This is a genomic window from Curvibacter sp. T50 (assembly GCF_057219955.1).
Genome location: NZ_JBXVVU010000002.1, coordinates 346,237 through 360,287, shown reverse-complemented (window position 1 = coordinate 360,287; position 14,051 = coordinate 346,237). Strand labels below are relative to the sequence as shown.

Annotated in this window: 14 protein-coding genes and 1 tRNA gene; 8 read left to right on the top strand and 7 right to left on the bottom strand. The window is 57.0% G+C overall.

Going from position 1 to position 14,051, the window contains the following annotated elements; genetic code table 11:
- Positions 1-91: 91 nt before the first annotated feature.
- Positions 92-364 carry a 50S ribosomal protein L27 gene (rpmA, locus tag AC2EBU_RS11035; protein WP_484610468.1) on the bottom strand — a complete coding sequence of 91 codons (273 nt, stop codon included), beginning with the start codon at positions 362-364 and terminating at the stop codon, positions 92-94.
- A 12-nt stretch (positions 365-376) separates the two neighbouring features.
- Positions 377-688: a 50S ribosomal protein L21 gene (gene rplU / locus AC2EBU_RS11030; protein ID WP_484610467.1), complete on the bottom strand. Its 312-nt coding sequence runs from the start codon at positions 686-688 to the stop codon at positions 377-379.
- A 144-nt stretch (positions 689-832) separates the two neighbouring features.
- Between rplU and AC2EBU_RS11025 the strand changes: the two genes are divergently transcribed.
- The 8 genes from AC2EBU_RS11025 to yacG all read left to right on the top strand — a co-directional run bounded on the left by AC2EBU_RS11025 (position 833) and on the right by yacG (position 7,429).
- A complete protein-coding gene (locus AC2EBU_RS11025; RefSeq protein WP_484610466.1) occupies positions 833-1,819 on the top strand; it encodes a polyprenyl synthetase family protein in 987 nt (328 codons plus the stop codon).
- Positions 1,820-1,842: 23 nt separating this feature from the next.
- Positions 1,843-1,919: transfer RNA gene (locus tag AC2EBU_RS11020), tRNA-Pro, on the top strand.
- Between the two features lie 102 nt (positions 1,920-2,021).
- On the top strand, positions 2,022-3,749 hold the full coding sequence (pilB, locus tag AC2EBU_RS11015) for a type IV-A pilus assembly ATPase PilB (protein ID WP_484610465.1): 1,728 nt from the start codon (positions 2,022-2,024) through the stop codon (positions 3,747-3,749).
- A 20-nt stretch (positions 3,750-3,769) separates the two neighbouring features.
- Complete coding sequence (locus AC2EBU_RS11010; RefSeq protein WP_484610464.1) at positions 3,770-4,987, top strand: type II secretion system F family protein; 1,218 nt, start codon at positions 3,770-3,772, stop codon at positions 4,985-4,987.
- Entirely contained in the window at positions 4,987-5,838 is an 852-nt protein-coding gene (locus AC2EBU_RS11005; protein WP_484610463.1) for a prepilin peptidase, read from the top strand. Before AC2EBU_RS11010 ends, AC2EBU_RS11005 begins: the two co-directional genes overlap by 1 nt.
- 1 nt (position 5,839) lies before the next feature.
- Entirely contained in the window at positions 5,840-6,451 is a 612-nt protein-coding gene (coaE, locus tag AC2EBU_RS11000; protein WP_484610462.1) for a dephospho-CoA kinase, read from the top strand.
- A 22-nt stretch (positions 6,452-6,473) separates the two neighbouring features.
- On the top strand, positions 6,474-7,229 hold the full coding sequence (gene zapD / locus AC2EBU_RS10995; RefSeq protein WP_484610461.1) for a cell division protein ZapD: 756 nt from the start codon (positions 6,474-6,476) through the stop codon (positions 7,227-7,229).
- 14 nt (positions 7,230-7,243) lie between these two features.
- Positions 7,244-7,429, top strand: a complete 186-nt coding sequence (gene yacG, locus AC2EBU_RS10990) for a DNA gyrase inhibitor YacG (protein WP_484610460.1) — start codon at positions 7,244-7,246, stop codon at positions 7,427-7,429.
- A gap of 46 nt (positions 7,430-7,475) precedes the next feature.
- Here the strand turns inward: yacG and AC2EBU_RS10985 are convergent, their stop codons facing one another.
- From AC2EBU_RS10985 to AC2EBU_RS10965, 5 genes are all read right to left on the bottom strand, one after another.
- Positions 7,476-7,934, bottom strand: coding sequence for an NUDIX domain-containing protein (locus AC2EBU_RS10985; RefSeq protein WP_484610459.1), 459 nt, complete (start codon positions 7,932-7,934; stop codon positions 7,476-7,478).
- Entirely contained in the window at positions 7,931-8,767 is an 837-nt protein-coding gene (locus AC2EBU_RS10980) for an ATP-binding protein (protein WP_484610583.1), read from the bottom strand. Before AC2EBU_RS10980 ends, AC2EBU_RS10985 begins: the two co-directional genes overlap by 4 nt.
- Before the next feature lie 103 nt (positions 8,768-8,870).
- Positions 8,871-10,100 (bottom strand): bifunctional glutamate N-acetyltransferase/amino-acid acetyltransferase ArgJ, encoded by a 1,230-nt coding sequence (argJ, locus tag AC2EBU_RS10975; RefSeq protein ID WP_484610458.1) that lies wholly within the window; start codon positions 10,098-10,100, stop codon positions 8,871-8,873.
- Positions 10,101-10,190: 90 nt separating this feature from the next.
- Entirely contained in the window at positions 10,191-12,953 is a 2,763-nt protein-coding gene (gene secA, locus AC2EBU_RS10970) for a preprotein translocase subunit SecA (protein WP_484610457.1), read from the bottom strand.
- A 136-nt stretch (positions 12,954-13,089) separates the two neighbouring features.
- On the bottom strand, positions 13,090-14,040 hold the full coding sequence (locus tag AC2EBU_RS10965; RefSeq protein WP_484610582.1) for a M23 family metallopeptidase: 951 nt from the start codon (positions 14,038-14,040) through the stop codon (positions 13,090-13,092).
- Between the last annotated feature and the right edge of the window lie 11 nt (positions 14,041-14,051).

Here is a 14,051-nt window from a genome sequence, read left to right as displayed (position 1 = left end):
GCTGGCATTCCTTCTGGGTTGTCCCGGGACTGTCTTGGCCGCAAACAACAAAGCCCCGACATCGCGGGGCTCTGGACGGGCCACTACCGTATCAGGACTGGGCCGGCGTCACGCTGGTCACGCTGACCGTTTGCTTGTTCAGTGCGCCTTTGACGGCAAACGAAACATGGCCATCCACCAACGCAAATAGCGTATGGTCCTTGCCGACGCCGACATTGGTGCCCGGGTGGAATTTGGTTCCGCGCTGGCGGACGATGATCGAGCCAGCGCTGATCAGTTCGCCACCAAACGCCTTCACGCCGAGCATCTTGGGCTTGGAATCGCGCCCGTTTCGCGTAGAGCCGCCGCCTTTTTTCTGTGCCATGACCTATGCTCCTTAAGCAGTGATCACACCGATCTGCAGTTCGGTGAACTGTTGGCGGTGCCCTTGACGTTTCTGATAGTGCTTACGACGGCGCAACTTGAAGATGCGAACCTTGTCGTGTTTTCCATGCGCCACCACGGTGGCCTTGACCGATGCACCGGACACCAGGGGCGTGCCAACCTTGATTTCCGCGCCGTTTCCGACAGCGAGAACCTGGTCAATCACAATCTCCTGGCCAACGTCCGCAGCAATCTGTTCTACTTTAATTTTTTCGCCGGAAGCAACCCGATACTGCTTGCCACCGGTTTTTATGACCGCGTACATATAAACCTCACAGGATAACCCCTCCTACCAGCGGAGAGGAACTGCGCATTATAGGGCAAGTCGGCCGTTTCCGCCACAACAGGCAATCTCCGGGGGCAATGGGCACGGGTTCCCTATAATTTTCCATTTGCTTCGGGCCCGCTCTTGAACGATTCGTCTGCCAGTTACCCCGCCAGTCCGTTTGACCTTGTCGCTGATGACCTAAGGGGCGTTGATCGGGTCATCGAGTTCCGACTTGGCTCTGACGTGCCTTTGGTCGGCGACGTCGCCCGCTACATCATCTCTGCGGGTGGCAAGCGCCTGCGGCCTGTTGTTCTGCTTCTTGCCTGCGGAGCTTTGGGCTATCGAGGCGCCTTGCGCCATGAGATGGCGGCCGTTGTGGAATTCATCCACACAGCGACTTTGCTGCACGATGACGTCGTTGATGGCTCCACATTGCGGCGGGGACGTGCGACAGCGAACGAAACTTTCGGCAATCCCGCCAGCGTGCTGGTCGGTGACTTTCTTTATTCTCGGGCCTTTCAGATGATGGTCTCAGCGGACAGCATGCGAATCATGCAAGTCCTGGCCGATGCAACCAATGTCATCGCCGAAGGCGAGGTCATGCAACTAATGAACATGCATGACGCCAGCCTCACAGAACTGCAGTACTTGCACGTTATCCGCTCGAAAACTGCAAAGCTCTTTGAAGCAAGCTGCCGTCTTGCGGCGATTCTGGCGAAATCCGGGCCTGACGTCGAAGAGGCATGTGCAAACTATGGCCAATCGTTGGGCACGGCCTTTCAGGTAATCGATGATGTTCTGGACTACACCGGTCAATCTACGGAAATGGGCAAGAATATTGGCGATGACCTGCGCGAAGGGAAGGCGACGTTGCCTCTGATCATGGCCATGCAGTTGGGTACGCCGTCTGAATGCGCCATCGTGCGCAGCGCGATCGAGACAGGGTCAACAGAAGCACTTCCCGAAATTGTTCGCATCGTTCAGAGCAATGGAGCGCTCGACGCCGCCAGAAGCGCGGCTCAGGCGGAAGCCACTCGCGCGATTGCCCAAGCGCAGCGGTTGCCGCGGAACAGTCACTCCGATGCTTTGATACAATTAGCGGCTCAGCTCCTGCAGCGTCGAAACTGATTGGTTTGACTTCAGGTAGCAAGCGGGGTGTAGCTTAGCCTGGTAGAGCGCTACGTTCGGGACGTAGAGGCCGGAGGTTCGAATCCTCTCACCCCGACCATTTTTTACGGACCGTTGCCATTCGGCATCGTTGGCCCGTTTACACCGCCAGACGGATCAGCGAAGATGTACGCTGTCATTCCTGTGGGAGAGTAGCCCCGACATGGCGGCCGTTGATACCAACTCAGCAAAAGTCTCGCTTCCGGCAATTGCCCATGCCTTGATTGCGGCTGGTCGCCTGGATTCAAAGTCTGCCGAAGCGCTTTATCGAAAGTCGCAAACTGGAAAGAACGGCTTCTTGGCTGAGCTCACCAGTTCCGGCCTGGTCGGTGCATCCGACCTTGCTCACACTGTATCGGCCGCCTATTCTGTTCCTTTGCTGGATCTCGCAGCAGTAGACCCCCAGCGCCTGCCCAAGGGGTTGTTGGACCCCAAGCTTTGCAATGCGTATCGGGTCATTCCCCTCGCAAAAAAATCCAACCGGTTGATTGTGGCGACGGCTGACCCCTCTGACCAGGAGGCGGCAGAGAAAATCAAGTTTGCCACCCAGCTAGGCATCGAATGGGTCATTGCGGAGTACGACAAGCTCATGAAGCTCGTCGAGGCCGCCGGCACCTCGGCCGCAGAGTCAATCGACAACATCGTCGGCAACGACTTTGATTTCGATGAGTCTAGTCTGGAGGAAGCCGATACAGACTCGGCCGAAGAAGCCGTATCCGAAGTTGACGATGCCCCGGTCGTCAAGTTCCTTCACAAAATGCTGGTGGACGCTTTCAACATGCGCGCGTCGGACCTGCACTTTGAGCCCTATGAGTTCACCTACCGGGTTCGCTTCCGCATTGATGGCGAACTGCGCGAAATCGCAACGCCGCCCATCGCGATCAAGGAAAAACTTGCGTCGCGGATCAAGGTCATTTCGCGCCTGGACATATCCGAGAAGCGTGTACCCCAGGACGGCCGGATGAAACTCAAGGTTGCTCCGAACCGAATCATCGACTTCCGGGTCAGCACGCTACCAACCCTGTTCGGCGAGAAGATCGTGATCCGCATTCTGGATCCATCCAGTGCGAAAGTCGGTATCGACGCGCTGGGCTATGAAGCCGATGAAAAGGCGCGCCTGCTACGGGCGATCGAACGACCATATGGGATGATACTTGTTACCGGCCCCACCGGATCGGGCAAAACGGTTTCGCTCTACACCTGCCTGAATCTGCTGAACAAGCCCGGCGTCAACATTTCGACGGCGGAGGATCCCTCGGAAATCAACCTGCCGGGCGTCAATCAGGTAAACGTCAATGAAAAAGCCGGGCTGACATTCGCTGCGGCCTTGAAGTCGTTCTTGCGACAGGATCCTGACATCATCATGGTCGGTGAAATCCGCGACCTGGAAACGGCTGACATCGCGATCAAGGCGGCGCAGACCGGACACCTCGTTCTCTCGACGCTCCACACGAACGACGCGCCGACGACCTTGACACGAATGCGAAATATGGGGATTGCCCCATTCAATATCGCGTCCAGCGTGATTCTGATAACGGCGCAGAGACTCGCTCGTCGACTGTGCCCGATCTGCAAGACACCGGCAGACATCCCGGACGAAGCGCTTCGGGACGCGGGTTTTGGCGATGAGGACCTGGATGGATCGTGGATCCCTTACAAAGCGGTTGGCTGCTCAGCCTGCAACAATGGCTACAAAGGGCGCGTTGGCATCTACCAGGTAATGCCGATTTCCGAAGAACTGCAACGAATCATTCTCAAAGATGGCAGTGCGCTCGAAATCGCCGAACAGGCAAAAAGGGAAGGCGTACGGAGCTTACGTCAATCCGGTTTGCTGAAGGTCAGGCTGGGACTGACCACTCTTGACGAAGTACTTTCTGTCACCAACGAATAGCGTCTGCAATAGGATTTCGCATGGCCACAGCTGCATCCCGTGACATCAAGGAGTTCGTATACGAATGGGAGGGACGAGACCGCAACGGCAAGCAGGTACGTGGCGAACTGCGCGCTGCAGGTGAAAATCAGGTTCAGGCGTCCCTGCGTCGGCAAGGCATCATGCCGACAAAGATCAAGAAGAGGCGCATGTCGGCCGGCAAGGCGATCAAGACGAAAGACCTGGCGGTTTTCACCCGACAGCTGGCAACGATGATGAAGGCAGGGGTTCCTCTGCTGCAGGCCTTTGATATCGTGGGCCGCGGGAATCCCAACCCCAGCGTCACGAAACTCCTCAACGATATTCGAAGCGATGTGGAGACCGGCACATCCCTGAGCGCAGCATTTCGCAAGTACCCGATGTATTTCGACAGCCTCTACTGCAACCTCGTGGAGGCAGGCGAGGCAGCCGGTATTCTGGAGCAATTGCTCGACCGGTTGGCCGTCTACATGGAAAAGACGGAGGCACTGAAGTCCAAGATCAAGTCTGCACTGATGTACCCGATTGCTGTGATTGTTGTTGCCTTCGTGGTCGTCGCCGTGATCATGATTTTTGTGATTCCATCGTTCAAAAGTGTTTTCAGCTCGTTTGGTGCGGACCTTCCAGCGCCGACCTTGTTCGTCATTGCCATGAGCGAGTTCTTCGTCAGCTATTGGTGGCTGATATTCGGTTCCATCGGTGGCGGCTTCTACTTCTTCATGCAGGCTTGGAAGCGCAGCGAGAAGGTACAGTTCTTCATGGACCGCCTGTTGCTCAAGATCCCGGTTTTCGGCGAGCTGATCGAGAAATCCGTTGTCGCCCGATGGACACGCACGCTTTCCACCATGTTCGCGGCCGGAGTTCCCTTGGTTGAAGCATTGGATTCGGTAGGAGGCGCTTCGGGCAACATGCTCTACAGCCGGGCGACGGTGAAGATTCAGCAAGAAGTCTCAACTGGCAGCAGCCTGACTGCCGCCATGGGCAATGCCAATCTGTTCCCGAGCATGGTCTTGCAAATGTGTGCGATCGGTGAGGAGTCCGGCTCGATTGATCACATGCTGGGAAAAGCGGCCGATTTTTACGAAGCCGAGGTTGACGATATGGTTGCCGGACTTTCGAGCCTGATGGAGCCAATCATCATCGTGATCCTGGGGACTGTCATCGGTGGCATTGTCGTGTCGATGTATCTCCCGATCTTCAAGCTGGGGCAGGTCGTCTGATGTTCACGACGGGATGGTTGGCAGTGGCTGCAGGTCTTGCTTTCGGTTTGCTGATCGGAAGTTTCCTGAACGTGGTGATTGCGCGACTGCCTCGTATGTTGGAGCGACAGTGGAAACGGGAATGCGCTGAGTTGGCCGGAAGTGCACCCGATGCCGCGTCTGACCCCACTTTCAACCTGGCAACACCGCGCTCGCAGTGCCCGCATTGCGGACACATGATCCGGTGGCATGAAAACGTCCCGGTCATCAGTTTTGCTGTTCTGGGCGGACGGTGCTCGGCATGCCGCAAACCCATTTCGTGGCGCTATCCAGCGGTGGAAATGGCTACCGGGATCCTTTTCGCCTGGTGTGCATGGCGTTGGGGACTGAGTTTGACCGCTTTGACATGGGCCGGGTTCTCGGCGGCATTGGTCGCCTTGACCCTCATAGACTGGGACACGACCTTGTTGCCCGATGACATTACTTTGCCTTTGCTCTGGGGGGGATTGATCAGTGCCTCGCTGAAGCTCACGCCCGTTCCCCTTTCCGACGCATTGTGGGGGGCTATTGCCGGCTACCTGTCACTGTGGCTTGTGTATTGGGCTTTCAAGCTGGCGACCGGCAAGGAAGGCATGGGGCATGGTGATTTCAAGCTTTTCGGCGCAATCGGGGCATGGTTCGGGTGGGCAGCTTTGGTTCCCATCATCTTGATGGCTTCCGTTATCGGTGCGATTGTTGGAATCGGTCTGAAATTCACTTCCGGACTTCGGGAAGGTGGTTATGTGCCCTTCGGGCCCTTCCTCGCCTTGGGTGGCTTGACCGCAATGGTTTTCGGGCCATCCAGCATTCTTCGGTTTATCGGACTGGCTTGATATGGGTTCGTCCCCCTGGCGCCTGGGGCTGACGGGCGGCATCGGCAGCGGCAAAACCACGGTCAGCCGATTTTTCTCCGAATATGGTGCGGCGGTCTTTGATGCCGATTTCGTCGCGCGGTCGGTAACTGGCCCCGGAGGAGCGGCGATCTCCATGATTCGTCAGCAACTGGGAGACCAAGCGATAGCCGCCGACGGCAGCATGAATCGTACGGCGGTACGAGACATCGTTTTCAGCGATTCGGCAATGCGTCTTCGCCTTGAGCAGATCATCCATCCGTTGGTTTGGACTGAATCGCTTCAGCAGGAGAAGTCGGCTGCGCGCAGTGGTTTTCCGTGCATTCTTTTTGACATTCCCTTGCTGGCGGAATCTGGAGTTTGGCGAACTCGGCTTGATCGCATTCTCGTGGTGGATTGCCCAGAGCGAACGCAGGTCGAACGGGTCGTCAGGCGGAGCGGGCTGTCTGAAGAACAAGTCATTCGCATTGTTCAATCGCAAGCCCCACGTGCGCGCCGACTTTCCATCGCGGATATCGTCATTCGGAACGATCAGATTTCACTGGCAAATCTGGCTGGTCAGGTGCGGCATATCGGTGCTTTCTTCGGGCTATGATGATGAGAGTAGAAAGTTGCCTGTGATTCAGTACGAATACCCCTTCAACGAGCGCATTCGCACCTACCTTCGTTTGGAGCACCTTTTCGATAGACTGGTAGAGCTCGCCCATCGCGATGCAGCGCTCGACCACCATTTCGCGTTAACGACGCTTTTTGAGATCATGGACGTTGCGTCACGCGCGGATCTGAAGTCGGACGTGATGAAGGATGTCGAACGGCAGAAACAGCTCTTGGGCAGTTACCGCGGCAACCCGGCAATTTCGGAAAAAGCTTTGGATCAAGTGATCGGACAGCTTGACGAATGTTTTGTCGGCCTGAATTCGGTAGCAGGAAAGGCAGGTGCTGCGCTTGCCGAGAATGACTGGCTCATGAGCATTCGCAGTCGTGCGGTCATCCCTGGCGGCACGTGTGAGTTTGATCTGCCGTCCTATTACGCCTGGCAACACAAAACGGCCTCTGTTCGGCAGGCCGACCTCCAGCGCTGGATTGCTCCGCTCGTGCCGCTTGCTTCTGGCGTTCACCAACTTCTGCGCATGTTGCGTGACTCGGGAGCGCCGCAAAAGGTCATGGCAGTCGCGGGACATTTTCAACAACCGCTCACACAAGGGCGCACGTTTCAGCTTGTTCGTCTGTCCATAGACCCTGGTTTGGATCTCGTCCCAGAGATCAGTGGGAATCGCTTGATGATTTCTGTTCGTATGATGCGCCTCGGCGCAGATGCCAGGCTCCATCTACACGCTGACGATGTTGCCTTCGAACTGGCCTTGTGCTCTTGACGACCGAATCGTCCATGGCTGAGCGTACGGTGGCCTGCCCCCATTGCAAGGGGTCGGCGCTCTATTCGCCCCGGAATTCCTATAGACCATTTTGCTCGCTGGCATGCCGACAGGGGGACTGGCGAGACTGGGCAAGTGAGAACTTCAAGCTCCCCGACGAGGCTGAAATCGCGCCTGGCAATGGTCCCAGCCTTGGTTGAAACTCAGACCGCGCGCCAAGTTGGTGCCAAGTGGAAACCCTCGCTATCAGCACCGCTCTTGTTGCAACCAGGCCAGTACCGGCACCGTACCCGGGAGCACGGGTGAAACGCTGACCGGTAAGGCTTCCCAGCTATAGGCTTGACCCTCGCGCATCTGCAGGTCGCCGCTCCAGTCAAATACCTTGCAGAAGTTCAGTTCAACCAAGGCATGGGGATAGTCCACGGCCAGGGTCCGCCAAGAGTGCACAGAGCCGATGTTTAATCCTATTTCTTCCAGCAATTCGCGCCGCAATGCGGCGTCAACGCTTTCTTCGGCTTCAATCTTGCCCCCGGGCAACTCCCAATAGCCTTCATACACCTTTCCCCGTGGCCGGGTTGTAAGAAGCAGACACCCATCTGGGCGAAGCAGTACTCCAACCGCTACGTGGACCACGCCGCGCGTTCCCTCACCTGCGCGCGGTAGCCCTGGATCCGCTGTCAGCAAACCGGACAACTCGCGGGTCATGCTGGCCGTGCACTGGCGCGACCGATGTAGTCGCGGGCAAACTGGTACGCAACTCGCCCGCTACGGGATCCGCGTTCCAGCGCCCATATCAACGCTTCAGGTCGGGCCCGTTCAAGCGCGTCGGCGGAGGCGCCCATTGCGTTCAGCCATTGCGCGACGATCGCAAGATACTCGTCCTGGCTGAACGGATAAAAGCTCACCCATAGACCGAATCGTTCCGACAGTGAAATTTTTTCTTCCACCGCTTCGCCGGGATGGACTTCGCCGTCTGACGTGTGCGTGTAGCCCAGATTCTCTTTCATGAATTCGGGGAGCAGGTGACGGCGGTTGCTGGTGGCATAGATGAGGACATTCGGCGTCGCCGCCGCCACGGAGCCATCCAGGATTGATTTGAGCGCTTTGTAGCCGGCGTCGCCGTCTTCGAAGCTCAGATCGTCGCAATAGACAACGAATTTTTCCGAGCGCCCGGCAACCACTTCGACGATATCGGGCAAATCGGTCAGATCGGCTTTGTCGACTTCTATCAACCGAAGACCCTGTGCCGCAAAGGCAGCAAGACAGGCGCGGATCAACGACGATTTTCCCGTGCCGCGTGCCCCCGTAAGCAATACGTTGTTCGCCGGGAGACCCTGGACGAACTGTCTGGTATTGAGTTCGATGCGATCTTTCTGGGCGTCAATCTCCCGTAGGTCCGCCAGCGTGATCGAGGCGAAATGACGCACCGGTTCAAGACAACCATGCCCCGAGGACCGTTTGCGATACCGCCATGCAATCGCACTATCCCAGTCCGGCGCAGTGAGCGCTTGCGGCAACGCGGCTTCGATCCTGGCCATCAAAGTTTCGGCCCGAGCCAGAATCAGGGCAATTTTTTGATCCAAAATGCTCTAAACCCAGTATAAAAAGGTCAGACTTTGCTATCTATTTCGAACCAACCGTTCAGGAACGGTAATCGGCATTGATGGTCACGTAGTCATGGCTGAGGTCACAAGTCCATACCGTGTCGCATGCCTCGCCGCGACCCAAGCCGATCCGGACCGTGATCTCACTGCGGCCCATGATCCGTTGCCCGTCTTCTTCACGATAGGCGGGATTGCGTCCTCCGCCGACGACAACATGCACATCGTCCAGGTGAAGGTTAATTCCGGTTTGGTCCAGGTCGTCTATTCCGGCGTATCCGACCGCAGCAAGAATTCGGCCAAGATTGGGATCACTGGCGAAGAACGCTGTCTTGACAAGTGGGGAATGGGCCACGGCGTAAGCCACCGCTCGACACTCCTCGGCAGTGCGCCCGCCCTCCACCCGGACAGTAATGAATTTCGTGGCGCCTTCGCCATCCCGGACGATTGCGTGAGCCAGTTCCCGAGCGACGGCCATCATCCCTTCGCGCAAGACTACTCCGTCCGCGTCCGACCAGGAGGTCACTACTGGATGGGCGGCCTGATTGGTCACGATCACCACAAACGAATCGTTAGTGGACGTATCGCCATCAATGGTGATACGGTTGAACGATCCTTCGGCCAGATCGGTTGCCAATTGCTGCATCAGCGATGGGTGGATCTGGGCGTCCGTCGCCAGGAACCCCAGCATGGTCGCCATGTTGGGGCGGATCATTCCAGCCCCTTTGCTGATACCGGTAATAGTCACCGTAGCCCCACCGATCAACACTTGACGGGACGCCGCCTTGGGTACGGTATCGGTTGTCATGATGCCTTCTGCAGCACGCGCCCAGTGATCCGCACGTGCGTCGGCCACTGCTGCCGGCAAGCCGGCGATGATTCGCTCGACCGGAAGCGGTTCCATGATGACCCCGGTTGAAAAGGGCAACACCTGGCGCGGGTCAAGGTCAAGAGTGTGCGCCAGAGCTTCGCAGGTAGCCCGCGCGTCGGTCAGGCCCTGGACGCCCGTACCGGCGTTGGCGTTGCCCGTGTTGACAACCATGGCGCGAACAGCCTGACCGGAAGCGAGGTGTTCGCGGCAGATCTGCACCGGGGCCGCGCAGAATCGATTGCGCGTGAAGACTCCTGCGACCTGTGTCCCTTCGTCCAAAAGCATGACAGTCAGGTCCTTCCGATTCGGTTTACGCACGCCCGCCTCTGCAACGCCAAGACGGATGCCCCGAACGCCCAGGACACTTTCGGGACCCGGATGCTGAAGATTGACTGGCATATGCTGCTCCGATGGACGAAAGAAGGTTTGTGAGCGACCGGCTCAGGGATAGGCTTCCGAATGGTCGCACGCGTGTTGAGTGACCGCGTGTCAGTTCAGCTTGCCATGACAGTGCTTGTATTTCTTGCCGCTGCCGCAGGGGCAGGGGTCATTTCGACCAACGCGAGGCAAGGCAGCTGAATTGGCCCCGCCTTTTCGCACCGTCGTCTCGTCCACCGTGGCAACCGTTTCGCCTGTTTCGGAAGGTGCGCTGTAGGTCACGTTATGGATGTTCTCCGCTCGGGTTTCAAGGTCTTCGGTTGCCTGTTCCAGTTGCTGGTTCGATTGAACGCGTACGGTCATGAGAACGCGAGTGACGTCATTCTTGACAGCATCCAGCAAACTTCCAAACAGCTCGAACGCCTCGCGCTTGTATTCCTGTTTGGGTTGCTTTTGGGCATAACCACGGAGATGAATGCCTTGTCGCAGGTAGTCCAGAGCACTCAGATGCTCACGCCAGTGGGTATCAATACTTTGCAAAAGAACGACGCGCTCGAACTGGGTGAAGTTGTCCCGTCCAACCTGCTGAACTTTGCTGGCAAACGCATCGTTCGCTGCAGCAATGACCTTTTCCAGAATGTCGTCGTCTGTAATTGCGGCAGACTGCTGGACCTCTTGGGTCAGAGGCAGCTGAATTTGCCATTCATCCGCCAGAACGCGTTCAAGTGCCGGAAGGTCCCATTGCTCTTCGACGGATTCGGCCGGAACATAGGCACGCACCAGATCGGTGAAACAGCCGACGCGCAGCGAAGCGATCTGTTCAGAAAGGTCGTTCGCATCCAGGATGTCGTTTCGTTGCTGATAGATAACCTTGCGCTGGTCGTTGGAGACGTCGTCGTACTCTAGAAGCTGCTTGCGGATGTCGAAATTTCGCGCCTCAACTTTCCGCTGGGCACTTTCAATGCTCCGCGTTACGATCCCTGCTTCAATGGCTTCACCCTCTGGCATTTTCAGGCGATCCATGATTGCTCGAACCTTGTCTCCGGCGAAGATCCGCATCAGGGAGTCATCCAGACTCAGGTAGAAACGTGACGAGCCTGGGTCACCCTGACGGCCCGAACGCCCGCGCAATTGGTTGTCGATGCGGCGAGATTCGTGTCGTTCCGTGGCGATGATGCGGAGGCCGCCCAAAGATTTGACACTTTCATGCTCCAGAAGCCACTGGGCACGCAGTTTTTCAATCTGCGGAGCACGCGTGGCTTCGTCGAGAGTCGAATCCGCTTCCAGCGCGGCAACTTGTTTCTCGACGTTGCCGCCGAGAACGATGTCGGTTCCCCGGCCCGCCATGTTGGTTGCGATGGTGATCATCTTCGACCGCCCAGCCTGGGCAACAATGTCCGCCTCGCGGGCGTGCTGCTTGGCATTTAGCACCTGATGCGGCAGTTTTTCACGTTCAAGCAGTTTGGCAATGATTTCGGAGTTTTCTATTGAAGTGGTACCCACCAGCACAGGTTGACCACGTTCATAACACTCGCGAATGTCGGCAATTGCCGCCTCATATTTCTCTCGCGTCGTCTTGTAGACCCGATCAAGTTGATCGTCGCGGCGGCTTGGCCTGTTCGGTGGGATTACGACGGTTTCAAGGCCATAAATTTCCTGAAATTCATACGCTTCGGTATCCGCCGTGCCCGTCATACCTGACAGTTTGGAGTAGAGCCGGAAGTAGTTCTGGAACGTGATTGAGGCCAGCGTCTGATTTTCCGCTTGAATCGTAACCCCTTCCTTGGCTTCGACGGCCTGGTGAAGGCCGTCGCTCCAGCGCCGGCCGGACATCAGGCGTCCCGTGAATTCGTCCACGATGACGATTTCCCCATTTTGGACAACGTAGTGCTGGTCCTTGTGGTAAAGGTTGCGTGCGCGCAGGGCAGCGTAGAGGTGGTGGACCAGTGTGATGTTGGCGGGGTCATATAGGCTGCCGCCGGCTGGTATCAGTCCATACTGGCCGAGGATTCGCTCTGCCTTTTCATGACCCGCCTCAGTCAGCGTGACCTGATGCGACTTTTCGTCTACAGTGAAATCCCCGGGTTTGGTAACACCCTCTCCGGTGCGGGGATCCGCCTCGCCCTCCTGGCGATCCAGCAGCGGCGCGACCTGATTCATCGCCTGGTACATAGGCGTTTGGTCGTCGGCCTGTCCGCTGATGATCAACGGAGTTCTTGCTTCATCGATAAGGATGGAATCGACCTCGTCGACGATCGCGTAGTGCAGGCCCCGCTGAACACGATCTGCGACTTCATACACCATGTTGTCGCGCAGGTAGTCAAATCCGAATTCGTTATTCGTCCCGTAGGTGATGTCCGCCCGGTATGCGGCCTGCTTTTCCTCGCGCGACAGGTTAGGCAGGTTCACCCCGACTGAAAGGCCGAGATAGGAATATAGACGACCCATCCACTGGGCGTCGCGATTGGCCAGATAGTCGTTGACGGTGACAACGTGAACACCCTTGCCGGATAAGGCGTTCAGATAGACTGCCAGTGTGGCGGTAAGTGTCTTGCCCTCACCGGTCCTCATTTCGGCAATCTTGCCATTGTGCAAAGCCATTCCGCCGAGGAGTTGGACGTCAAAATGACGCATCTTCATGACCCGCTTTGACGCCTCACGAACGATAGCGAAGGCTTCCGGGAGTATGGCCTCCAGTGTTTCTCCGCTTGAAAGTCGGCTTCGAAAATGGTCGGTCTTCGCACGCAGCTCTTCCTCGGTAAGGAGCTGAAACGATGCCTCAAGCGCATTGATCTTGTCAGCGGACTTTCGATATTGTTTCAACAGGCGGTCGTTCCGACTACCGAAGATCTTGGTCAGGAAATTTTTGGCCATTTTTTCGTGACACCCGCTTTTCTCGCTGAGAGGTCAACAGGTATCAAGGGTGTCAGTTAGGGAAAGATGGGGCTGCGCTTGGCAGATTCAAGTCTGGCCAACGACCAGAACAAACATTCGATTCTATCCGTCGGTTTTACCTACCGATGATCGCTGCCTGCCTGCTCGCGACTGCGGGCAACCTCTCTCCGGCCGCGAGGAACGTCTGCGGATCTTGCTGGACGCCTTTCACGAGCACTTCGAAATGCAGGTGCGGGCCCGTACTGCGTCCCGTGTTGCCCACCTCAGCAATTTTCTGTCCCCGCTTCACCAGATCCCCCTTTTTGACGAAGACCTTGGATGCGTGGGCATAACGGCTTGTAAGGTCATTGCCATGATCGATATCGATCATGTTTCCATACGCGGGATGGAATTCCTGTGCAATAACAACACCACCGGCCGCTGCCTGGATGGGCGTTCCAACGTCTGCGGGAAAGTCAAGGCCGGTATGGAGTGCAGATCGCCCAGTCATGGGATCAATCCGCCATCCAAACGAAGAGCCACGATCGACACCGGCCACGGGTGCTTGCGTAGGAATGAGTGACTTCTGAATCTTCTGCTCAAAAAGGCGGGCCTCAGCCCGCGCGAGGAGGTCGTCACTTGCATTCGACTGCAACTCCAGCGAAGTCAATTGCCGTCCCAATTCACTCAACGTCAGCGGTTGTCCATCAAGGAGCACGCCGCCGCGGCCCGGAGCACGACGAAGGTCGCCAACATTCATGCCGGCCAAACCCGAAACACGCTCGCCCAAAGACTCAAGTTGGAGAAGCTTTGCTTGCATCTCACCCAAGCGGCGCGCCATGGCATCGATGTTTTCCTGTACGTATCGATCGCGCTGAATTGCTTCGTCCTGAACGACCTGCCTGACGATGGTTCCAATAACTGGCCACCCCTCGCGCGCGCCCTTAAGGAATACGCCCTGATAAAGTATTGCGGCAAGCAAGAGCAAAATCGTCGTGAGGAGAAAGACCCCTGCAACAATCTGCGCAATCGATAGTTGCAGGCTGCGGGTTCGGCTGTTACCCGCGTCCGTGATAATCAGATACACGTCTAAGAACC

Excerpts from the sequence above, each read along its gene's own strand:
- coaE (WP_484610462.1), top strand. The coding sequence starts at position 5,840 with ATGGGTTCGTCCCCCTGGCGCCTGGGGCTGACGGGCGGCATCGGCAGC.
- secA (WP_484610457.1), bottom strand. The coding sequence starts at position 12,953 with ATGGCCAAAAATTTCCTGACCAAGATCTTCGGTAGTCGGAACGACCGC.
- AC2EBU_RS10980 (WP_484610583.1), bottom strand. The coding sequence starts at position 8,767 with ATGGCCAGGATCGAAGCCGCGTTGCCGCAAGCGCTCACTGCGCCGGAC.
- AC2EBU_RS11005 (WP_484610463.1), top strand. The coding sequence starts at position 4,987 with ATGTTCACGACGGGATGGTTGGCAGTGGCTGCAGGTCTTGCTTTCGGT.
- argJ (WP_484610458.1), bottom strand. The coding sequence starts at position 10,100 with ATGCCAGTCAATCTTCAGCATCCGGGTCCCGAAAGTGTCCTGGGCGTT.
- AC2EBU_RS11010 (WP_484610464.1), top strand. The coding sequence starts at position 3,770 with ATGGCCACAGCTGCATCCCGTGACATCAAGGAGTTCGTATACGAATGG.
- rpmA (WP_484610468.1), bottom strand. The coding sequence starts at position 364 with ATGGCACAGAAAAAAGGCGGCGGCTCTACGCGAAACGGGCGCGATTCC.
- pilB (WP_484610465.1), top strand. The coding sequence starts at position 2,022 with ATGGCGGCCGTTGATACCAACTCAGCAAAAGTCTCGCTTCCGGCAATT.
- AC2EBU_RS10985 (WP_484610459.1), bottom strand. The coding sequence starts at position 7,934 with ATGACCCGCGAGTTGTCCGGTTTGCTGACAGCGGATCCAGGGCTACCG.
- yacG (WP_484610460.1), top strand. The coding sequence starts at position 7,244 with ATGGCTGAGCGTACGGTGGCCTGCCCCCATTGCAAGGGGTCGGCGCTC.
- rplU (WP_484610467.1), bottom strand. The coding sequence starts at position 688 with ATGTACGCGGTCATAAAAACCGGTGGCAAGCAGTATCGGGTTGCTTCC.